General features: G+C 57.7%; 22 protein-coding genes. 13 read left to right on the top strand and 9 right to left on the bottom strand.

What is annotated here, in order from left to right:
* Positions 1-84: 84 nt before the first annotated feature.
* On the bottom strand, positions 85-423 hold the full coding sequence (locus VF639_RS16650; RefSeq protein WP_331147057.1) for a DUF3140 domain-containing protein: 339 nt from the start codon (positions 421-423) through the stop codon (positions 85-87).
* A 162-nt stretch (positions 424-585) separates the two neighbouring features.
* On the opposite strand from VF639_RS16650, the gene VF639_RS16645 reads away from it, so the two are divergent.
* The gene (locus VF639_RS16645) at positions 586-1,002 is read left to right on the top strand and encodes a DUF6799 domain-containing protein (protein WP_331147056.1); all 417 of its coding nucleotides are present in this window, start codon (positions 586-588) and stop codon (positions 1,000-1,002) included.
* Between the two features lie 79 nt (positions 1,003-1,081).
* Here the strand turns inward: VF639_RS16645 and VF639_RS16640 are convergent, their stop codons facing one another.
* The 3 genes from VF639_RS16640 to VF639_RS16630 all read right to left on the bottom strand — a co-directional run bounded on the left by VF639_RS16640 (position 1,082) and on the right by VF639_RS16630 (position 2,677).
* Positions 1,082-1,276 carry a hypothetical protein gene (locus VF639_RS16640; RefSeq protein ID WP_331147055.1) on the bottom strand — a complete coding sequence of 65 codons (195 nt, stop codon included), beginning with the start codon at positions 1,274-1,276 and terminating at the stop codon, positions 1,082-1,084.
* A gap of 77 nt (positions 1,277-1,353) precedes the next feature.
* Positions 1,354-1,779 carry a septal ring lytic transglycosylase RlpA family protein gene (locus VF639_RS16635; RefSeq protein ID WP_331147054.1) on the bottom strand — a complete coding sequence of 142 codons (426 nt, stop codon included), beginning with the start codon at positions 1,777-1,779 and terminating at the stop codon, positions 1,354-1,356.
* Positions 1,780-1,831: 52 nt separating this feature from the next.
* Positions 1,832-2,677, bottom strand: a complete 846-nt coding sequence (locus VF639_RS16630; RefSeq protein ID WP_331147053.1) for a glycoside hydrolase family 25 protein — start codon at positions 2,675-2,677, stop codon at positions 1,832-1,834.
* Between the two features lie 109 nt (positions 2,678-2,786).
* Here VF639_RS16630 and VF639_RS16625 point away from each other — a divergent pair, with 109 nt between their 5' ends.
* Together VF639_RS16625 and VF639_RS16620 are read left to right on the top strand one after the other, a co-directional pair.
* Positions 2,787-3,059, top strand: coding sequence for a VF530 family protein (locus tag VF639_RS16625; RefSeq protein ID WP_331147052.1), 273 nt, complete (start codon positions 2,787-2,789; stop codon positions 3,057-3,059).
* 86 nt (positions 3,060-3,145) lie between these two features.
* On the top strand, positions 3,146-3,469 hold the full coding sequence (locus tag VF639_RS16620; protein WP_331147051.1) for a hypothetical protein: 324 nt from the start codon (positions 3,146-3,148) through the stop codon (positions 3,467-3,469).
* Positions 3,470-3,585: 116 nt separating this feature from the next.
* Here the strand turns inward: VF639_RS16620 and VF639_RS16615 are convergent, their stop codons facing one another.
* Positions 3,586-3,936 (bottom strand): Hsp20/alpha crystallin family protein, encoded by a 351-nt coding sequence (locus VF639_RS16615; protein WP_331147050.1) that lies wholly within the window; start codon positions 3,934-3,936, stop codon positions 3,586-3,588.
* 649 nt (positions 3,937-4,585) lie between these two features.
* Between VF639_RS16615 and VF639_RS16610 the strand changes: the two genes are divergently transcribed.
* The 8 genes from VF639_RS16610 to VF639_RS16575 all read left to right on the top strand — a co-directional run bounded on the left by VF639_RS16610 (position 4,586) and on the right by VF639_RS16575 (position 16,674).
* Positions 4,586-6,028 carry an AMP-binding protein gene (locus VF639_RS16610; RefSeq protein WP_331147049.1) on the top strand — a complete coding sequence of 481 codons (1,443 nt, stop codon included), beginning with the start codon at positions 4,586-4,588 and terminating at the stop codon, positions 6,026-6,028.
* Position 6,029: 1 nt separating this feature from the next.
* Positions 6,030-7,175, top strand: coding sequence for a DUF3419 family protein (locus VF639_RS16605; RefSeq protein ID WP_331147048.1), 1,146 nt, complete (start codon positions 6,030-6,032; stop codon positions 7,173-7,175).
* Positions 7,168-8,337 (top strand): phosphotransferase, encoded by a 1,170-nt coding sequence (locus tag VF639_RS16600; protein WP_331147047.1) that lies wholly within the window; start codon positions 7,168-7,170, stop codon positions 8,335-8,337. Before VF639_RS16605 ends, VF639_RS16600 begins: the two co-directional genes overlap by 8 nt.
* Before the next feature lie 267 nt (positions 8,338-8,604).
* Complete coding sequence (locus VF639_RS16595; RefSeq protein ID WP_331147046.1) at positions 8,605-11,190, top strand: PEP/pyruvate-binding domain-containing protein; 2,586 nt, start codon at positions 8,605-8,607, stop codon at positions 11,188-11,190.
* Positions 11,187-12,251 (top strand): hypothetical protein, encoded by a 1,065-nt coding sequence (locus tag VF639_RS16590; protein ID WP_331147045.1) that lies wholly within the window; start codon positions 11,187-11,189, stop codon positions 12,249-12,251. The genes VF639_RS16595 and VF639_RS16590 overlap by 4 nt, the downstream gene beginning before the upstream one ends.
* 239 nt (positions 12,252-12,490) lie before the next feature.
* Entirely contained in the window at positions 12,491-13,372 is an 882-nt protein-coding gene (locus VF639_RS16585) for a UbiA prenyltransferase family protein (protein ID WP_331147044.1), read from the top strand.
* A gap of 198 nt (positions 13,373-13,570) precedes the next feature.
* Positions 13,571-15,799, top strand: a complete 2,229-nt coding sequence (locus VF639_RS16580; RefSeq protein ID WP_331147043.1) for an efflux RND transporter permease subunit — start codon at positions 13,571-13,573, stop codon at positions 15,797-15,799.
* A 98-nt stretch (positions 15,800-15,897) separates the two neighbouring features.
* Entirely contained in the window at positions 15,898-16,674 is a 777-nt protein-coding gene (locus VF639_RS16575; protein WP_331147042.1) for a PPK2 family polyphosphate kinase, read from the top strand.
* Between the two features lie 265 nt (positions 16,675-16,939).
* On the opposite strand, the gene VF639_RS16570 is transcribed toward VF639_RS16575, so the two are convergent.
* The 4 genes from VF639_RS16570 to VF639_RS16555 form a co-directional block, all read right to left on the bottom strand.
* On the bottom strand, positions 16,940-17,113 hold the full coding sequence (locus VF639_RS16570; RefSeq protein ID WP_331147077.1) for a TlpA disulfide reductase family protein: 174 nt from the start codon (positions 17,111-17,113) through the stop codon (positions 16,940-16,942).
* A gap of 3 nt (positions 17,114-17,116) precedes the next feature.
* Positions 17,117-17,536 (bottom strand): hypothetical protein, encoded by a 420-nt coding sequence (locus tag VF639_RS16565; RefSeq protein ID WP_331147041.1) that lies wholly within the window; start codon positions 17,534-17,536, stop codon positions 17,117-17,119.
* 696 nt (positions 17,537-18,232) lie between these two features.
* Positions 18,233-18,787, bottom strand: a complete 555-nt coding sequence (locus VF639_RS16560; protein ID WP_331147040.1) for a GNAT family N-acetyltransferase — start codon at positions 18,785-18,787, stop codon at positions 18,233-18,235.
* 106 nt (positions 18,788-18,893) lie between these two features.
* Entirely contained in the window at positions 18,894-19,355 is a 462-nt protein-coding gene (locus tag VF639_RS16555) for an SUKH-3 domain-containing protein (RefSeq protein ID WP_331147039.1), read from the bottom strand.
* Positions 19,356-19,700: 345 nt separating this feature from the next.
* Here VF639_RS16555 and VF639_RS16550 point away from each other — a divergent pair, with 345 nt between their 5' ends.
* Both VF639_RS16550 and VF639_RS16545 read left to right on the top strand, forming a co-directional pair.
* The gene (locus tag VF639_RS16550) at positions 19,701-19,994 is read left to right on the top strand and encodes a hypothetical protein (protein ID WP_331147038.1); all 294 of its coding nucleotides are present in this window, start codon (positions 19,701-19,703) and stop codon (positions 19,992-19,994) included.
* A 160-nt stretch (positions 19,995-20,154) separates the two neighbouring features.
* Positions 20,155-20,866: oxidoreductase (locus VF639_RS16545; protein WP_331147037.1), on the top strand; the 712-nt coding region annotated here is incomplete at its 3' end.

The raw sequence follows: 20,866 nt of genomic DNA, 5'->3' as shown, positions 1-20,866 counted from the left end.
CAAGCTTGTTCTTAAAGCAAGCGGCTCCAACTCGTCTGTGCGGATGCAAGACAAGCCGGAGCCGCGGGGGCCGGCAGGTAGTTGTTATTTTGTGGGGTCGTGGCCCCAGTTCATAAGGGAGTACCGCCAGCGGGAGTGTTCGATATCGGAGCCAGGCTTCTGGGCCGAATGCCGGCTGACGTAGCTGTGCACCTTGTGCATGTGGGCTTCGTCGTCGGGGGTAAAGTCGGCCTGTTTCTTCTGGAGGATGCGGATGATATGCTCGCCAGACTTGTGGCCGATGCTTTGGCCGTCGCCGCTGTCTTGGCCCACCGACTTCGATTCTTCGGTTTGCAGCCATTTCTCTATTTCGGCGGCCGTCATGTTTACGTCCGTCTTGAATTGCGAATAGATATCGTCGTCGGTTTTGGGTGCTGAACTCATGGGCGCAAGTAAACAATAGTGGGAAAATAACGCTTGACAAGCAAGCCACTGCTAATTTGCAAACGCAGCAAGGTTAGGCTAGGTTACTGAAATGGAACTGGCCCTTGTTTTGTATGTTACGCTGTTAGTATTTCTTTATCCAGTTTTCTTTTCCCAGCTTCCATGAACAAAATTTCCACTTTCGTGCTGGCTTTACTCCTCGGGTTAGGCAGCTTGGCCGCGCAGGCGCAAACGAAACTGCCACCCCGTAAGCCAGTGCAGCCCAAAGGTAAAGTTGTCAGCAAAGGTATTAGCGTCAAAGACGGCGTAATGATGAAGGAAGGCAAGGTGCTCATGACCCAGAGTGGCATTACCAGCCCCGTTACCCAGGAAGCGTCTCTCGTCAACGGTACCAAAATCAGCCCCGACGGTACCGTAACCATGGCCAATGGCACCACCGCCACCTTGAAGGAAGGCGACTATATGTCACTATCGGGCCGCCTGACTACGGCTGCCTCTAAAGCACAGCAAGACAGCCTTATGCAAGCCACCAAAGACAACAGCAAGAGCAAGTCGAAGTCCAAGAAAAAAGGACGGTAAGCTGACGATGTTTCACCCACCCAAAAACGGCCCGGACCTTGATGGTCCGGGCCGTTTTTGAGTTTCAGGAAGTGCAGGCTTAGCGCTGCGAGTAGTCTTGCAGAATCTCCAGCGCCTCGGTATCGTCCTTGGCTTCCACTACTTCGTTGATTACAAACTGCACTTCGGCCTCGGTCCAGCTTTGGGCTTCGGCGGCCTTGATGAAAGCTTCGAGAGCCAGAAAACGGCCCAACTTAGTTGGGAGCTGCCAAGCTACTTTTTTGCGAATACGCATGGGTCGATGATTGGGTGGCTGACTTGAGTGACTGGTTGTTTTGCCGCTTAAACCAACATGTTGCCGAACAAGTCGAGTTATCTTTTCTTCTTCACCACTTTCAGCTGCACCGGCGCTACCCCCGCGTCGATGATATCGATTTTGCGGGCGGCTTTGCGGGAGAGGTCCACGATGCGGCCCTTGGCATGCGGGCCCCGGTCGGTGACCGTGACTTTTACGGAGCGGTGGTTGCGAGGATTCGTGACGCGTATTACGGTGCCGAACGGTAAGGTATTATGCGCCGCCGTGAGCTTGCCACCCCGGTAAGTGGTGCCGCTGGCCGTTTTGCGCCCTTCGAACTTATCAGCGTAGTAAGACCCTTGTCCGCTTTGGGTGAAGGTGGATTTGCTGCCAGAGCAGGCACCTAGCCCGCTGCTGAGCGCTAGCAACAGGCCCCACCACAAGGCAGAAAAGCGCAGACGCTGAGGGCGCATAGTAGAACGGGACGCGGGAAGAATCATCATAAGGCAGTAGCCAAAGATATACAGTCCAGCTACATAATGCTTGGTTTCCGCGCTACTTTCGCTGGGCGGGTTGGGCGGTGGCTACCTTCTTGGGAATACGCAGGGCCAGCAGGCTTTGGAAGTTGCCTTGGAAAACATTGAAGTCCACCGCGCCTCGAATGCCAGGAATGTAGGACTCGTCGGAATGCTGCCAGATAATCCATTTCTCGCGCGGCAAGCGGGGCTGATCGACTTCGTAATGGGCTAGCCACAAAGGGTACTTGTCGAAGTGGCCGGCGAGGTAGCGCTTGTAGAAGCTGTAGTTGGAGTACAGGATGGGCCGCACACCGTAGTGGCGCTCTACCAGCCGCAGCCACACCGCCACGTTGCGGCGCATGATGGATACATCGTGAAACTCGGCGTGTTCTACATCGAGCACTGGGGGTAAGTCGCCGGGGGCCAGGGGCACGGTGCGGGTGAACAGGTTGGCTTGGCGGGCCCCATCGTAAGTGGGCTGGAAATAGTGGTAAGCGCCGCGATACATGCCGGCTTGGTGGGCGCCGTTCCAGTTGCGCTGAAACCGTGGGTCACGCAGCGTGACGCCTTCCGTGGCTTTGATGAAGGCAAACTTCACCTGGTTACGCGATACCTCCTTCCAGTCGATGCGACCTTGGTACGACGAAACGTCGATGCCGTGTACGGCGTAGCCAGCCAACAAAGGCGTTTTCTCCCGGCCCGTCAGGTGGCCACTTATCAACGAGGCCCACGTGCGCCGCATATGGCGGTGCAGCTGGCGCCGGTATTGTACGTAAAACACCAACGTAAGCACCAACAGCAGCAAGCCCATCCAGCGGAGCACCGGACGCCACGGGGCGGGAGACGCAGGAGGAGCAGGGCGGCTTTTCATGAGAGTAGGCATGACAAAAGTAACGCCGGAACGCGTTGAAGTAGTGCCTTGCCAAAGCAAACTAGTCTTTGATGGCCGCTTTTTTTACGACCTTGTCCCACGTTTTATTTCTTTCTTCGCTATGTCTGTACCAGCCTCCTCCGCTTCTGATGCCCGCGACGAAAACGGCCGCCTCCTCCGTGAGTTGCACGGGGTCACGCTGGCGGCTATCGTTGAATATTTACAAGCCCGCTACGGCTGGAACGGCCTCGATGAACGGCTGCGCATGAACTGCTTTGCTGATAACCCAAGCGTAAAATCGACGCTTACTTTCCTGCGGCGTACACCGTGGGCGCGCGCCAAAGTGGAAGCGCTTTACATTGAAACGCGCACGGCAGAGTTAACTAAAAAGTGAAGCTTTGGAAAGGGGAAATGGCGAGTTGACGTGCCCGGCACAAGCAAAAATTCACAACTTCACCCTTCACAATTTCACCTAAGGCTATGGCCGATGTTACTAAGAAATCTGGTCCGCTGGCCCTGCTGCTAGGCTTCGTGCTTTTCGTTGCCTTCGAAACGGTGGCGTATTATCTGCTGCGGTGGGCAACGTCGCCGCTTGGTATGGCCGACCAGTTTCAGGCCGAAAACACCATCGTGCCCAATTGGGTGAAAACGGTGGTGTTTCTGCTGCTGCACTTAACCTTGGTTGTAGTGGCTGTGCTCACGCTCAGCAACCAACTGCCGCGGCGGTATCGGGGCCAGGTAATGGGCTGGTTTTACTTGTCGCTGCTGATGAGCTTTTTGTTGCTGATTCCGCTGTTTAGTTAGCGGTAGGTTTCAACTTTCCAGGCCGAAAGGAAAGGGCAAAAAAAAGCCACTGCAAGAGGCAGTGGCTGTCAAAAAAGGGTGCCGGTCGGTCCCGGCGTTATAGGCAAGCGCGGTGATTAGCGCTGCTTGATTTCGATTTCGCGCTGCTGGCTGCTAGGGTCCAGGTACGGAATGCGCACTTGCAGCTCGTTGGCTTCGTGGATGGCATCAATACGCGACAAGTCCAGGTTGGCGGGCAGGTCGAGGACGCGCGTGAAAAGTGGGGCAGCCAGTTGATCCTCTGGCTGGTGGCGGAATTCGCCGAATACCGTCATGCGGCTGTTGTTGAGTACAACGTGGATATTCTCGGGGCTCACAGACGGAGCGGCTACCCGAATAACCACGCCTTTCTTCAGCTTGTCGATTCGCATCTGGGCTTGCGCAATACCACCACCCAACGTGTTGAGTAGGTCAAGCTGCGGGGCCATGTTGCGAATAAATTCTCTGCTTATCAGGTTCATTGGTTGTGTCTCCTTTCGTAGTTACACAAGGGTTAATACAAACGCTGTACCAACAAATAAGAGGCGGTTTAGAACAGTGGCTCCCGACAGAAAGGCAGGGTGTTAAGCCCATCATTTGTGCTGTTCCGGCCATTGTGTCGGTAAGCCGCGTCAGCTTTTCAGGCCCGAATTAGGCTGGTAAGCATGCTCTTTCAGGGCTCCTCCTGTTGCCGCCGGCACTTGCAACCCGAGGCCTCTCGATAGTCTCAAAGCAGAGCAGCTTTCTGCCGTCAACTTTTTCTCTATTGAGCAAAGAGTGGCTTAGACGCTGGGCGCGTGCGAGGAGCTAAAGTTATGTATAGAACACGATGCAGGTAGCGAATAGTTGCAGGCAGAAAGTCGGAATTGATGGTAATCAATGTATTGATTACTTGGGGTTTACGTGAGTAATCCGATAAGGGTAAAAGTCGAATTACTTGAAAGGTTAGTTAGCGGATCTGTCGTTTACTAGAGACTTTTCCTACCAGATAAGCCAACCTACCAATGTACCGCCGTCGGCTCCTTGATACTGGCCTGACCATAACTTACACTAGGCTCGCAATCATCATCAGCAAGGTTATTTGTCCTGCGCAAACACATGAACAACAACTACTTCGAGCTCATACATGCCGCTTTGCTCCGTCAGCTCGACGAGGTATGCATAGTATGGCCGGCAGAAGCTGGGGGTGCGGGGGCAGCAGATAGCTATACGGGCGGTGCGGTGCTGCGGCGGGTTGAAGTTTACCGGGCGCAACTACTGGCCCAAGGAGTCGGCACCAGTGATGCGGTGCTGCTGGCGCTGCCCGTGAGTATAGAGTTGATTTGCGCGTTGCTGGCGGTAATGGCGCTAGGGGCTGTTCCGGTATTGCCGCCCGCGGGGGCTGCGCTTGGTACGGTGGTTCGGCTGGTGCGCCGGTTAGGTATTCGAATGGTGGTTGTGGGGGCGGTACCGGGTCGGCTGGTGCGGGTGGCCGCTTGGCTGTTGGGCGTTCGGGTATGTACTGGCACGGCACCAGTCGGCGCTGCGGTAGCGCCCTGGACGGCGAGTCTGGTGTCGGCGCAGCAACCGGCGCTGGTGTCGCACAGTTCGGGCTCTACGGGCACGGCTAAGTCTATCCGGCGCAGCCACCAGGTGCTACAAGCGCAACACGCAGCCATTGAAACCGTGTTTCCGCCGTGGCCGGGGCAGCGCGATTTTCCGTTGTTTCCGAACATCCTGCTGCACAATCTGGCGGCCGGTGTGGTGAGCGTGCTGCCCGACCTGCCTTGGGGCAACCTGCCGCAGCTAAACCCCGCGCGCCTGGTGGCGCAGCTGGTACAGCACCGGGTACAAACGCTGACTGGCAATGTCTTCTATTTCCGGGCTTTATTGGCGTATCTGCACCAACACCCGGTGTTGCTGCCGCACGTGGTGGCGGTGGGCATTGGCGGCTCCCCAGTGCCCGAGCCGTTAGCGCAGGAACTGCGTTGTTTCTTTCCCAACGCCACCATCCACATTATCTACGGTTCGTCGGAGGCAGAGCCTATTGCGGTTCGGCCCGTGCTACCGACCCTCCCCAATCCTTTGGCGGGTTATTGCGTGGGCGCCATTCAGGCGGGCCTGGAGTGGCGAATCGAGCCATTGGGGCAACTCAAGCGAGGTTCCGCGGCCAGCCAGCAGGTGGGGGAACTGTGGGTGCGGGGCGCGCACGTAGCTACACCCGCGCCGGGCCAGTGGCTCCGCACCGGCGACTATGGCTATGTAGCAGAAGGCCAGTTGTATCTGACGGGCCGGCAGGGCAACGAGCGGCTGCATCAGGGGGTGCAGCATTATCAACTCGAACACCTGCTTTATCACTTACCGGGCGTAGAGCGGGTCGCCGCCCGGGCCGACAAGGCCGGCTTCACCTTATTCGTGCAAGGCACCGTGTCGCACGAAACAGTGACCGAGCTACTCGCCAAAAACTTTCCGGCTTCCATTTGTCAGGCCATTCATTTGCGCGCCACGCTGCCCGTCGATGCGCGCCATTATTCCAAGATTCTCTACCATCAGCTCCGCTAACATGGAATCCGAGTTCTGCAACGTCGCCCTCGACCGTATCCGCTACTCTTTGGTGTGGGAAGACAGCCACACGCTGTACCGGGCCCTGGCCATCCGGCCCACCGACCACGTGCTAGTGGTAGCCTCGGCCGGCTGTAACGCCCTGAATGCCTTGTTGAAAAAGCCGCGCCAGGTTACGGCCATCGACCTAAATCCAGTGCAAATCCAACTAGTGCAACTCAAGCTGCACATCATTCAATACCACGAGCATGGGGTATTGCGGGGTATACTAGGCTTGGCCGGGCCCGAGGCGGTGGCCGCGGCCTGGCAGCAGCTCGCCCTAACGCTACCCGTGCCGGAGCGAGGCTATTGGGAAGCTTTTTTCAGGGTGCACCCGCCGGGTTTGCTGGCGGCGGGCCGGTTGGAAAGCTACCTCACGGGCTTTTTGTCTACGCTGGCGCCTGCGGTTCAGCGCAAAGTACGGCGGCTTATTCAGTTCAAGAGCGTGGCCGTGCAGTACGCTTATTTCACGCAGGTGCTGGAGGCTACGTCGTTTCGGGAGCAGTTCATTGAGTACTTCGATGAAGTGAACCTCAGCAAGGGCCGCGACCCGCGCCTGTTCCGCTACGCCGAGGAGTCGGGCGGGGAAGCTTTCTATAATCGGTTGCGCGAAACGCTTAGCACGGAGCTGGTGCGTGACAATTTCTTCTTCCGGTTCTTTTTCTTCGGGTCGGAAAATCTGCCCGAGAGCTTGCTGCCCCCTTGCTACCAAGCACAGCACTACGAGGTGCTGCGCCAGCAACTACCCAAGCTAACCTTGGTAACGGGCGAGGCCGTGGAGTTTCTGTGTTGCCCCGCGGGGCAGGATGTCACCAAGGCTAGCCTCTCCAACATCTTCGAGTACACTAGCTCAACTGAATTTCAGCGCATTGCGCACCGTTTGTTTGCCGCCGGGGGCCGGCCGTTGCGGGTGGTGTACTGGAATCTGCTCCAAGACCAAGGAGCCGTCACCCCGCAAACCCCCACGCCCTTGCCCGTGGATACCGTGGTTTCCGAGAGTTTGTCGGGGCAGGAAGCCTGCTTTTATTTCCGGAACGTGCGGGTGCTGGATTCGCGGCTGGCCGGGTCATCCTCTGTTATCACTAAACGAGTAGTCCACCATGAGTAGCTTAACGGCAATCAACTTTCTGAGCCCTGCTTTTCTAGAGGAAATGCTGTGGCCCCTGGCTTCTGGCAAAGCGGCCAGCGTGCTGGCGGTGGAGCCCCTGGCGCTCGATAATTCGGCCAGCATCCTGGTGGCGCTTACCGCGGGGCAGTGCGCGCAAACCATCGGGCACTTTGGCTTGACCGTAACGTTGGAAATCGGGGGCCAGACGCAGCAACACGCCATGGTGCTGAAAGTGAAACCCCACGGCCGCGAAATCTCGGCGATGCTTGGCAGCCTGGCCCAGGCCTGCGGCGGCGAGCTGGCCGACGTGTACCCGGCTTTCGCGACGCGCACGGGTTTCCAGCACACTCATCAGCGCGAATTGGCGGTGTACCAGTTGCCCGCGGCCGGCCTGATGCCCCGCATTTGGGGTACTTATATAAATGAGGAGGCGGAAATCTACTGCGTGCTGATGGAGTACTTGCAGGAAGTGACGCTGCTGAACTCGGTACTGGCCCCGCACACCTGGACTGACCTGCACCTGCGCACTGCGCTAAACCAGATGGCCCACTGGCACGCTCGCCACCTCATAACTACCGCTGCCCACCAGTCGCAGTGGCCCGACCAGCCCTCGAAAGCTTACATGCAGGAGCTTACGCCGCTTTGGAGCGCCCTGCTGACAAACGCCACCACCCACTTCCCCGACCTGTACACGCCCTCGCGCACCGCCTTGCTGCGCACTGCTATCCAACAGATTCCGGGGTATTGGGCTTGGCAGGAAAAGCAATTGAGAACCTTGGTTCACAACGACCTGAACCCGCGCAACACCTGCTTCCGAAACCAGGGCGACGAGCTGCAGCTGTGCGCCTATGATTGGGAGTTAGCCACCTACCACGTCCCGGTGTACGACGTGGTGGAACTGCTCTGCTTTGTGCTGGCCGAAGACCGTTACCACCTGCGACTAACGTATCTGGAGCACTACCGCCAAGCCCTGCACCACCACACCGGCCGCTACGCCGATGCCGAAGCTTTCCGCCGCGAAGCCAGCTACGCCGCCCTCGACTTTGGCCTGCACCGCTTAGGCCTCTACCTGATGGCCCACACGGTCAGCCCATATCCCTTCCTGCCCCGCGTCGTGAACAGCTATTTCGATACGCTAGCCCAACTGCAGCCACTTGGGTAGGTGAATGAAATGAGCAATAACAATTAAAACGGTCATGCTCATCTGGCGTCCGCGCAGGCGCAGCCGGAGTCGAAGCATCTCGCGTGCTGACGTTGCCAAACTACCCGTCATGCTTGATCTGGCGTCCGCGCAGTGCAACGAAGCCGAAGCATCTCTACTGCTTCGTTGAGGTTACCACACTACTAAGATGCTTCGACTCCGGCTGCGCCTCTGCTCAGCATGACCGTCAACCGTTATCAATCAGCAATCAACTTATCACCAATCATTATGATTCTGACCGGGGCCGAGCGGCCCGCTGCCTTTACGCGCTACACCATTGGCCATAAAGCCCATGGCCTTTACCGGTTACAAGCGGCGGGCATGAGCGTCCCCGATTTTCTGGTGGTGCCGGCCGAGGTATTCGATGCGGCGCTGCACCCCCTGCCTTCCAACCCCGACGAGGCCGCCGTGGCGCAGCAACGCCAGCAGCTAGAACAGTGGGTGCTGCCCGCCGCTGACCAGCAGGCTATTACACGAATTCTGGCGGACTGGCAGTTTCCGGCGCGGCCGGTGGTGGTGCGCTCGTCGGTGGCCGACGAGGATGGTGTGGGCGCTTCGTTTCCGGGCCTGATGGATTCCTTTTTGAATCTGACGTCGGAAGCGGCGGTGTGGGCGGCCATTGGGCGGTGCGCAGCCAGCGCTTACTCCGAGCGGGCGGTAGCCTACCGCCAGCAGAAGCAGCTCACCTTGGCGGCCCGGCCCGCCGTCATCATTCAACGGCAGGTGGCGGCCGAAGCCAGCGGGGTGCTATTTTCCACGTTTCCGGAGTTTCCGCAGGAAATGGCCATTCACGCCGTGTGGGGCTTCGGAGAAGGTTTGGTAGGTGGCCAGCTAGAACCCGACGAATTTTATTTCGACAAACGAAGCGGCCTACTTACTCGCAGTAAAATAGCCCTGAAGGCCGAGCAGTTTCAGCAAGTCACGGATGTCAACGGTCTGCAAACCAGCAAGGTGCCAGCAAATCAGCAGCACGTTGCCTGTTTAACGCCAAGTCAGTTAACCACGCTCTTCGAGGCTGCCACTGCCCTGGAGCGCGCCTTTGGTTGGCCTCAGGACATCGAATTTGTGGTGGAGGCAGGTCGGGTGTGGCTGGTGCAGGCGCGGCCCATTTCGCAGCCCATTCCGGAGGTGGTGGTTTATGATAACTCCAACATTCAGGAAAGCTACTGCGGCGTAACAACGCCGCTCACCTTCAGCTTTGCTCAACGCGCCTACGCCACCGTGTACCGCCAAACCATGCGCGTGCTCGGCCTGCCCCCGGCCCGCATTGCCGCCCACGAAACGGTAGTCACGCAGCTGCTCGGGTTGGTGAAGGGCCGCATCTACTACAACATCAACAACTGGTACCGGGGCTTGCAACTCCTGCCTTCTTTCCGCCAAAACAAGGCCGATATGGAGCGCATGATGGGTCTGGAAGAACCAGTAGATTTCGTGACCACCCACGAGAAGACATTACGCGCCAAGCTGGCACTGCTCCCGGGCCTGGCAGTCAATCTGCTCCGGCTGCTGAGTGCTTTCCGGCAGCTCAAGACCCGGATTCCCACCTTCCACCAGCACTTTCAGGCGCACTACCAGCGGTTCTACGCGCTGCCGCTGACTACGCTCAGCGCCGAGGCGCTACTCCACGAGAAAGCTCAACTCGATGCAAACCTGCTCGGCAACTGGACCACGCCCATCATCAACGACTTCTTCGTGATGACAACCAACGGCAATGTGGGGCGCAGCCTGAAGAAGCTCGGCTTAACGCAGCCCGATGATTTTCTGAGCCGGTATTTGTCGGGCGACCAGCAGGTGGCCAGTACGCTGCCTACGCACCGCCTGCAGGCCCTGGCCCGGCAAGCGTGGCCGCAGGCAGCGCTACGGGAGCTGATTTCAAGCAATCCGCCCGACCTGCACGCGCAAGTGGCGCAGTTAGCTCCCGCTTTTCATGAGGCCGTGCAGGAATTTATCAACCAGTACGGCGACCGGACTGTAGGCGAGTTGAAGCTGGAAACGGCCACTATGCGCGTGAAGCCAGCAGTGTTTTACCAGTACCTGCGCAACTTCTTGCTGACCCCGCCCGCCCCGGCCGCCGAGCCGGCTAGTGCCCTGCACGAGTTGGCCGAACAAGAGCTAGCTGAGCGCCTGGCCACGCGAGGGCGCTGGTTTCGGTGGCGGCTACGCACCAATCTAGGCAAGTTACAGCTCGCTATTCGTTACCGCGAAGCCCTGCGGCTGGAACGCACCCGGCTCTTTGGCATGTACCGGGCGTTGTATTTGGCCATGGGCGACTACCTGGTCCGGCAAGGCCAGCTCACCACCGCGCAAGACGTGTTCTGGCTAACCGAACCGGAAATCGTAGCGGCGCTAACTGGTTCTCCTGCTGATGCTTTACAGCCACTGACGGCGCAGCGTCGCCGCGAGTTCGAGCTTTATGCCCTCGCCGACGTGCCCTCCCGGGTGGTGGTGCCTTCGCCTCCGGTTACGGCCGCGCCGGTACCCGCCGCCGACTCGGGCGTACTGCTCGGCACCGGGTGCTACCCTGGCGTGGCCGAGGGCGAGGTAGTAGTTATCACCGACCCCGGCCACGACCTGCGCGTGACCGGCAAAATTGTATGTGCCTTGCGTACCGACCCCGGTTGGGCCGCTTTGTTCCCAACCTGCCGGGGCGTCATCATTGAAAAAGGCTCCTCGCTCTCGCACTCCGTGATTTTACTGCGGGAATTAGGCATCCCTACCATCATTAACGTGCCCGCCATAACCAAGCGCCTAACCACCGGTCAGCGCATTAGCCTGAACGGCGAAACCGGTGAAATTCAGCTTCTACCCGCATGATAGTTGTTCGGCCACTTGCTTCTACCGGTTCTCTCGACGCTTCTTTCTTTGAGATTCCCGACCGGGTGTATCAGTTCCTTCCTTACTGGCCCGCCGAGGACGAATCGGCCATCCGGCGGCTGTTTCAGTTGGAGGCCACGCGCAACGACATCGTAGTGTATACCGACCATGAGCACCTGCGGCTGGTTGGTATTTTCCCGGTGGGCGGTGCCACGGCGTACTTCGGCTATTGGGAAACCACTTCTGATTTAACGTTAAACCAGGAGGCCTTTGCGCAACTCAGCGCCACGGCCCGGCAGCGAGGCTACCGCACCTTGCAAGGGCCGCTCAATTTCAACACGTTTCATAGCTACCGCCTGCGGCTTGGAGCGCCGCCTTCCTGGAGCTACTTCGACAAAGAGCCCATCAACCCAACCTACTACCCTGAACTCCTTAGCCGCTTGGGCTTTACCCCCGTGCTTTCCTTCGAGAGCCGCCTCATTGAGTTGGCTACCGTGCCCACGGTCTACGAAGACAAAGCCAGCCTACTGGCCGCTTTGAGCACTTTGCCCTATGATTTTATTCCTCTGACGCCCACCACCTGGCGCCAATACGAGCCCGAGCTTTTCGAACTGGTGCAGCAGATTTTCAGTGCTAACCCGGCCTACCAGCCCATTCCCGAAGCGCAGTTCATGCTGCTCTACAACCCCGAATACGCAGCCAAGCTCTGCCCGCATACGTCGGTGCTGCTGCGCGAAAGAACCAGAGGCCAACTCGTGGCGCTAAGCTTGTGCCACCCCAACTACGCACCATTGCACCTAGGCGCAAAACCGCCCGTGTTCGAGCGCGACTACCCACTGCTACCGCAGAAAACCCTGCTAGCCAAAACCATAGGCGTCCACCCCAATTTCCGCAATCAACAGTTGATGAACTCTTTAGGCGCCTATGGTATGCTGTCCTTCCGGGAGCTATACGAGCAGATTATCTTCTGCTTGATGCGCTCCGACAACTTCTCCCTCCACTTCACCGACGGCCTACCCGCCGAAGTAGCCCGCTACGCGCTGTTCGAGCGGGAAGTGTAAAGGAGAAGGAAGAATGAAAGGAATAAGAAATAGAACGTCATGCAGAGCATGTGGCGCACCCTGGCTTGATGCGCCACATGCTCTGCATGACGGTTTCTGTTCCAACGTCAGCAGGAAGGATGCTTCGGTAAACGGACGCCAGATTAAGCAGGCCGTTCTGGTAGACTTCATTTCTTGAAGCAGCTTCGACTGACAAGCTACAACTCATTACCGATACCTAGTAACCAGAAACTTCCTTCATGCTCCGTCACTTTGCTGCCTATCTCGCTCAGCGCTTTCCGCCCGTCAACATGGGGTTGTTTGCTGTGTTGTTTCTGACGGTGTGGTCGGTGGCGGGTACCGATGGGGCAGTGAGTTCCTTCGGTTGGCGCGAAGTGGGGGGCATTTTGGCTACTATCTCGTTCTTTTTCCGTTTGCGCGTCTTCGACGAAATCAAGGACTACGCGGCCGATGCCCTCAACCACCCGCATCGCGTGCTCCAGTCCGGCCGCGTGACGTTAAGCCAGCTTCAGTTGCTGGCTTGGCTCGGCGCGCTCGGCGAATTAAGCTGGAGCCTGGGCATGGGGCCGGTGGCCGTGGGCGGGTGGCTGCTGACTCTGGGCTACAGTTTGCTGATGCGCTACGAGTTTTGGGTGAGTTACTACCTGAAAAAGCGACTGGTGCTCTACGCCTTCACCCACATGCTTGTTATGCCCTTGCTCATCGGCTGGCTGTGGTTGAGCTACCGCCCGTCATGGCCCCTGTCGGCGCGCTTTTTCATGCTGGCGGCCCTGAGCTTGCTCGGGGGCTTCGCCTTCGAAATTGCCCGCAAAATCAGAGCCCCCGAAGCAGAACGTGCCGGTATCGATTCGTATTCGCGAGCTATGGGCTACCGGGGCGCCATACTGGCGGTGCTGTTGGTGCTGGCGGGCGGTATAGCGGTGCAAAGCGCCTTGCTGCTACAGCTGCAAGCGGGTGCGTGGTCGTTCGGGCTGCTGGCGGTGCTGTTTACGCTCACCCTGCTGGTGTACGGGCGGGCAACCATCCGGCCTCGGGAGAAGCTGCTGCGCGCCGCCGAGCTGCTGGTATCGTTGTTTATGCTAACCAGCTACCTGGCTATCCTGGTGGTAATCAAGCTCTAGCTTTTTGATTGTTAGTAGTCAAATCGATGCGCTACTTAAGAAGTTTAGTGAGTATTAATGAGTTGCAGACGGGTAGCTAAGAGAGTCTTTCCCGGTCGAAAAAGATCAGGCATGACAAAACCAACCTTGCTCTTAAAACGGCTTCAACTAGCTGCCTGACAAGCAGCAACGAAAAACAAGCAACCAGAAACTACAAAAATGCCTTACTTACACCGGCTCCGCTACCTGCTGCTTGTTGTTATTGTGGTGGTGTGTGCGGCGCTGTGGCCGGGCGTGCGGGCAGCTCTGGTGGTAGACAACAATCTGGCGGCCTGGTTTCTGGCCGACGATCCGGCCTTGCAAGCCTATCACGCATTTCAACAGCGCTTCGGCAACGACGAGGTAGTGATTCTGGTGGTGCACGACGAACAGTCGGTTCTGGCCCCGCGCCACTTAACGGCCTTTGCCGCCCTGACCCACGAGCTGGAAGCCTTGTCGGCGGTGGAGGGCGTGACGGGGCCAGGCAATGCGGCCCTGCCAGTGCGCGGCCTGATGAGCGGCACCCGGCCCTTGCTGCAACCCGCTACCACCGCGGCGCAGGTCCGGCAGGCCTTGCAGCCGCTGCCCACCCTGCGCCAAAGCTTGTTTACCGAAGACTACAAAACGGCCCGCTTCCTGATTCAGCTGCGCCAGCTCCCCGACTTCGACAACCGACGCGGCGAGATTCTGACGCAGGTGCAGCAAGTGGTTTACCGGCACTTCACGCCAAAGCAGGCCCACCTAGGCGGGGTCGGCATCATCTACGCGGGCTTAAACGCCCTGTCTCAGCACGACTTTGGGCTGTTCCTGGGACTAGGCTATCTGCTGATGTTCAGCGTTTTGTTGCTGATTTATCGAAATTTGCTGCTGCTGCTGTACACGCTGGGGGTGGTGGGGCTGGCTACTTACGTCACTTTCGGGGTGTATGGGGCGCTGGGCTACCGGGTGAACCTGATGACGGTGCTGCTGCCCATTATCCTGATTCTGTTGGGCATCATGGATTCCATGCACGTCATCAACGAGCGGAACCGCCTGCGCACCGATGCCAGTTCGGCCCGTACGGATGCTTTGCAGGCATTGCAGAACGTATTCGCGCCCTGCCTGTTCACCATGCTCACCACCGTAGCGGGGTTTCTGGCGCTGCTGTCTTGCCCGATGGCTATTCTGCAGAACTTCGGAATGTTTGCCGCGCTTGGTATTGCGCTGTGCTTGTTTTTCACTTTCGTGCTGGGTGTGCTGCTGCTGCCGCTGGCCAAAGCGCCGGCCCGCACGGCGCAGGCCACCCAAATGGCCGCGCACAAGCTAGTAGCTTTCTACAACTACTTGCTGGCTCGGCCGCGTTTTTTCGGAATCTTATCGGGGCTGCTGATACTGGCCTTCGTGGCTGGCCTGCCCCGGCTGCGCTCTGATACCTACACCATTAGCTACCTGCCCGCCGACAACCTAGTGGTGCAGGACCACGGCGCCATCGAAGCCACCTGGGGGCCGTATATGCCGCTGGAGCTGCTCATCGAGCCCAAGGCCGGCCATGCACTTTCCGACACCGCCGTGGTACAAGCCACTTTTGCTTTTGCCGACTCGGTGCGCCAGCTGGCGGGCGTGGGGCAGGTAGTTGGGTTTCATGCTTTGTATGAGGCGGGGCTGGAGGCGCAGTATGGCCTCAAGGCCAGCCGCTTACGCGGCAGCCAAGGAACTTTGCGCCGGGTGCAGCACCAGCTGGAAGTTGACTACCCCGCCCTAACCCGCCAGTTCATTCACGCTCCTTCCGGTACCGGCCGGGTGACGGTGTCGGGCGCGATGCTGTCGGCGCGGCAGCTAACGGCCAAGATGGATACGCTGCTTGGGGTTGCGGCAGCTACGCTTGGGTCGGTGGCGACGGTGCGGCCGGCGGGCTACCAGCCGATGTACGCCGGTATTGTGGCCTACGTCACCAGCTCCCAAACCAATAGTTTGCTGCTTTCTTTTGTCTTCGTTTTCGGGTTGACCTGGCTGTTTATTCGCAGCTTCCGGCTGGCCTTGCTGACCGTTATACCCAACCTGTTTCCGGTGCTGGTGTTGCTGGGCGCCATGGGCTGGCTGGATATTACGCTGGATACGGCCACGGCCAGTATTGCCTCTATCGTGCTTAGCCTCTGCGTCGATGATACCATCCACTTTGTGTACAGCTATCAGCAGCAGCGCCGCCTTGGCCTGACGCCCGCCGCGGCCCGCCTCACCACCATTGCCCACGTCGGCCCCACCATCGTGCTCACCAGCCTGATCTTGTTTCTGGGCTACGCCGTCATGACCCTGGGCTCGTTGAAAACCGTACAGCTTTTCGGCTTGCTGACCGCCATTGCTGTGGCCGGTGCGTTTTACGGGGAACTGATAATTTTTCCGCTGGTGCTGAAAAAGTACGACCCGGAATAGCCGGACTTTTGTTTTTCGTTAGCCATGCTGGTTTGGCGGAAAATGACGCTACTGTCCACTAGACCAACGAAAAACAAATAACCAAAAACAAAAAACCAATGAAAACTCCCGACCTGACCAAGCTACCTAGCCGTGCCCCCGCTGGCTTCCACAAAACCGCGACGCTGCGGCAGATGAAAAGCATCAAGCAGGAGCTGATTGAGTTGCAAGACCGCCTCTACGCCGAGAACACGCGCAGCATACTAGTTGTGCTGCAAGGCATGGACGCCAGCGGCAAAGACGGCCTAATCCGGCGGGTATTCAGTGGCCTCAATCCGCAGGGCGTGCGAGTACACTCGTTCAAGGAGCCAACCCAACTCGAACTCTCCCACGACTTTCTGTGGCGCGTGCATCAGCAAGTGCCGCCCAAGGGCATGATTCACGTTTTCAACCGCTCCCACTACGAAGACGTGCTCGTAACCAGGGTATCGGGCCAAGTAACGGCTGAGGAGGCCAAGCGCCGGTTTGTGGCCATCAACAACTTCGAGAAGCTGTTGCAGCAGGCCGGCACTACGATCCTTAAGTTCTACCTGCACGTGTCGGAAGAAGAGCAGCGCCAGCGCCTGCAAGAGCGCATCACCGACCCCGAGAAGCAGTGGAAATACGAAGCCGGTGACGAAGGCAAAGCCAAGCAGTGGCCGGCGTACCGCGCCGTGTACGAAGACGTGTTCGAGCACTGCAACCCGAGCACCTGCCCCTGGCAGCTAATTCCCGCCGACCAGAACTGGTACAAAGCCTACGCCGTAGCCAGTGCCCTGCGCGACACCCTAAAGAAGCTCGATCCGCAGTATCCGCATTCGAAGGAAGAACGCCCGAAGGCGAAGGCCATGCGGTAAGAAAACGCGCCCATTTGAGCTTGATACCTAGGAAAGCGAGGAGGCTTTTAGAAACTTCCCCACTCTTCTCTCTTGTGCGTGCGAGTTGCAATTAGCTTAGAGGGTTAATTCTCAAGTGTTCTGTAACCAGCCGTTCACTTCGCCGCGTCAATAGCTTGCTGGAGGTAGTGTTTTATGTTGGAGTGATACTGCGCGTGAAATACCACTTTGCCCTGCCGGTCCAGCATGAGGTTGGTTGGAAAAGAGGTGACGCCGTACTACTGCGCTACATATTGCCCGCTGGCATCAAAGAGTAGGTATAGGGTCTCTGCTGCACAAATTTCTTGATGGCTTCACGCTCATCCAGGGCCACGGCCAGAAACACCACGTCGCGGTTGGCGTAGTATTCCACTAAAAAGTTCATTTCGGGAATTTCGCGTCGGCAAGGGCTGCAGTTAATAAACTAGAAGTTGAGCCCCACTATTTTGCCCGCCAGCTCCTGGCTATTAAACTTGCGGCCATTCAAATCGCGCAGCTTAAAGGGCGCTAGAACTTGTCCGGTGGTGAAAAACGGACTTTCCTTTGGAGGCGGTACCCGCGCCAACGCCTTTTCCCGCTCGACAGCAGTCAGCGCCACCAGTCGATACGACGGATTAGCCTCGGAATACTCTGGAGCCGACATCAGCTTGTACTCGCCGCTAGAGAGCATGCCGCGCCAAATAACGGCCGGAATGGTCGAGCCGCTGGCATCTATTACCAGCGTCTGGTCGTTTAGTGCTGATGCCGTTCTGCTAGGTTTAGGTGGGATAGGAGTCGCAGTTTGAGCCTGAACTGCAACGGAAAATAAGCTAGCAAACAACCAAGGGGTAAAAGTCTTTTTCATGGGTGTGCTAGCGAGTTAAAACCGTAGGGGTTGGCCTAACAATAGCTTGTCGGTCAATGACCTTAGCTCGACCATCGACTGTAAATCTCTGCTCTTTTATTTCGTCGCAATTGCAGTCGTCGTCTTCTCGATCCGCAAATACCTGCGACACGTTATCGATTACGTAGGTGCGGCCTAATGCTGGTACAACTACCTGGTAACTACTGTTTGGAGGCGCATAAAGTGAAAATAGAGCAGCATGCGGAGCTGCACGGAATGAGTAGTCAACCGGAAAAAGGGACTCAGTAGCTATTAGGGGCGTGCTGGCTGACCTCTGGCGAATAGTATCCCTGAGGCCCTGAAAACCGGGTTGGGCATACGCTACCAGGTAGGCCTTCCGTAGCTCACCACGGCAAAAACCTGTTCCTCCCAAACTATCCGCTGAGAAAGCAAAGTTTAATTCGGAATAGTTAAAACCGGCCGAGCAGTCGCAACAGCTACTAAGGCCGACAGTAGCTCCCAAGCAGATAAAGGCCGTAAAGTGTACCAAGGTGGCATAGTAGCAAGTGAAGCAGTTGACTCACAGCAAGTAAGATAATAAATCGCGCTTGCTTTACAGAAGTACAAGACTGCTATTAGCCACTCCTACCCGGTTCCGGTTTATAAAAGTCACCAGACAGGTTGCCAGGCGGTAAGTTTCAAGGCGGAACTAAAAGGTTATAGTGGAATAAGTGCCTCCGGCTCCACCAGCCGCTCGAAGCGCAGCCGGCCTTCCGCGTCGCTGCCAGCAGCTTGGAAGCCGTTGCCTAACAAGACCTGCTGAGAAGCCGGGTTATTGGGGAGGGTATGGGCCACCAGGCGGCGTACCATGCCGGTGTTGGCAGCCTGCTCGATCAGACCAGTTACCAGTTCGGTGGCCAGACCCTGGCCGCGCCAGTCGGCGGCAATGGAGTAGCCGATTTCGGCGGTGCCGCTGGCGTCGGGCGGGCCCATAAAACCGCCGGCACCCACAAGCGTTTTGGGCGTGGTGGGCGTGGCTTTGCGGATGGCGTACCAGCCGTACCAACCAGCGGCAGTGCGGCCCCCGGCCGTGAGTTGGTCAAGGAAAAAGTGCATGGCGTCTTCGTCGTATTCGCCGGGCGGCCAGTCGGCGGGGAGGGCGGCGCCGAGTAATATGGGAAAGTAGCGGGGCTTGTGCAGCTCGGCGGTGAGCAGAGCCCGGCTGGCCGCCAACAACGTGAGGCGGGGCGTATGATGGATAAGCGGAATCATGAGGAAATATACGGGGGCCAGCCGGCCAGGTAGCAGCAAGCGGCGCGCACAAAGCTCGCGCTAACACCTCAGGCAGCGGACAGTATCACAGATAAATAACTGTAGGCTAGCGGGTTGTCGCCAGCATTTCGTCGAAGGGTAAGTCCAGCAAAATAGCTTCTATCCCCGGTGCCCCGGCACTAGCAATACGGTAGAAGCCACCGGCAAAAGCGCCGTAAAGAGTGCCTGCCTGGTCCATGAGCAAACACAGCGGATCGGAGTAAGCTAGGCCCACAACACTCAAGGTTTGGTGCGGCACCCGAAGGCTGTACTCGAGCAGCAGGTGCGCCAGATCGGGAAAAGCAGCCCCTTTCTCCACCTCGAAAAAGACGCAGCTCGTGCTGTGGTCGTGGCGGGTGAAGTAGCAGGAGAGTCCGCCAAACTCCCGCAAGAAAGCTTCAGCCGCGGGCAGCCACGACAGCTGCCACCGACTCGCCTGCTGCCGATAAAGATGCGTATCGACGCTGCGCCCCGGAAACCAGCCGGCTTCCGTCAGGAGGTGATGTGCTTCTTCAGAGAATGCAAACATGGGCGACAGAATCGGGCAGGAACCGGAAGTAAGATAGGAAAGCAGAGGGAACAGAATTGAAAATAATGGCTTTGCCAATTACTGAAAGGTTGTTCCTGGCATTCCAGCGTTGGTTTCTCTCCGTCCAATTACACGGTGTAGAGAGCAAGTTTCCATGAACAACACACCTCGTTTTTTGATCTTAGGAAGCGGATAACGCTTTGACTATCAAAGGGAAATAATTGAAATCAACAGCCCGCGAATGCAACACGACTAGCAATAACAGTGTCATTGCAAATGTTCAGTTAAGATAACTCCACTTGTTTTAGCGAAGAGCTTCATCATCCATCAATTAAGCTTATCTGCATGAAAAAGCCACTGTTCTTTCCGATGCTGCTGATTTGCCTGCTAGGCAGTGCCCCGGTGCTGCAAGCGCAAGGTACACCGGCCACTATGCTCCAACCCAAGCCACAACCCAATCCGGCTACGCGCGTGACACTGGATATGGAGGAGTCGGCTGGCAAAACAGTGAAGTCGAAACCAGACGCAAAGCCCAAGGAGGTGAAAAGCGAAAAGAAAAAAGCTAAGCCGAAGACAAGCAGCAACATAGGTGCAAGCCGTAACATGTCGTTCACCACTAATTGGTGGCCTAGCTGCTGACCAACACAATGACCGGATCAGGGCGAGTATAGCACTTGTTACCAAGTTTTTACTGTGCATACAGGCAGGTACAAGCTGAACGAAGCCTGAAATAAGCGAAACCCTAGGCGCGGGGAGCAGTTAATGCAGTTCGTTTCATCTGCATTTTCTGTTCGATAGTATGTCTGCCCTTTTCACCCCCTTCACGTTGCGCGGCATCACGCTACGCAACCGCATCACCGTGTCGCCGATGTGCGAGTACAGCAGCCAGGATGGCTTTGCCAACGACTGGCACCTGGTGCACCTCGGCAGCCGCGCCGTGGGTGGCGCCGGCCTGATTCTGACTGAGGCTGCTGCTGTGTCGCCGGAAGGCCGCATCACGCCCGACGACCTTGGCATCTGGAAAGACGAGCACATTGCCGGGCTACGCCGCATCAATGAATTCATGGTTGACCAAGGCAGTGTTCCGGGTATTCAACTGGCCCACGCCGGCCGCAAAGCCAGCCACGACAGTCCCTGGAAAGGCGGCACTGTGGTACCCGAAACGGCCGGCGGCTGGCAAACCGTCGCGCCAAGCGCCGAGCCGTTTATCGACACCGAGCCTGCTCCGCTAGAGCTAGATAAAGTGGGCATAGCGAAAGTGCGAGCTGATTTCAAGGAAGCCACGCGTCGCTCATTGGAGGCTGGCTTCCAGGTAATTGAGCTGCACGCCGCCCACGGCTACTTGTTTCACGAGTTTCTGTCGCCGCTCAGCAACCACCGCACCGACGAGTACGGTGGCTCATTCGAGAACCGCTGCCGCTTGCTGCTGGAAGTTACCGAAGACACCCGCGCGGCCCTGCCCGACCACTTGCCGCTACTGGTGCGCATCTCCGCCACCGATTGGATGGAAG

This window comes from Hymenobacter sp. (assembly GCF_036387835.1).
Classification (GTDB): domain Bacteria; phylum Bacteroidota; class Bacteroidia; order Cytophagales; family Hymenobacteraceae; genus Hymenobacter.
This window is presented reverse-complemented; position numbering and strand designations above follow the sequence as displayed.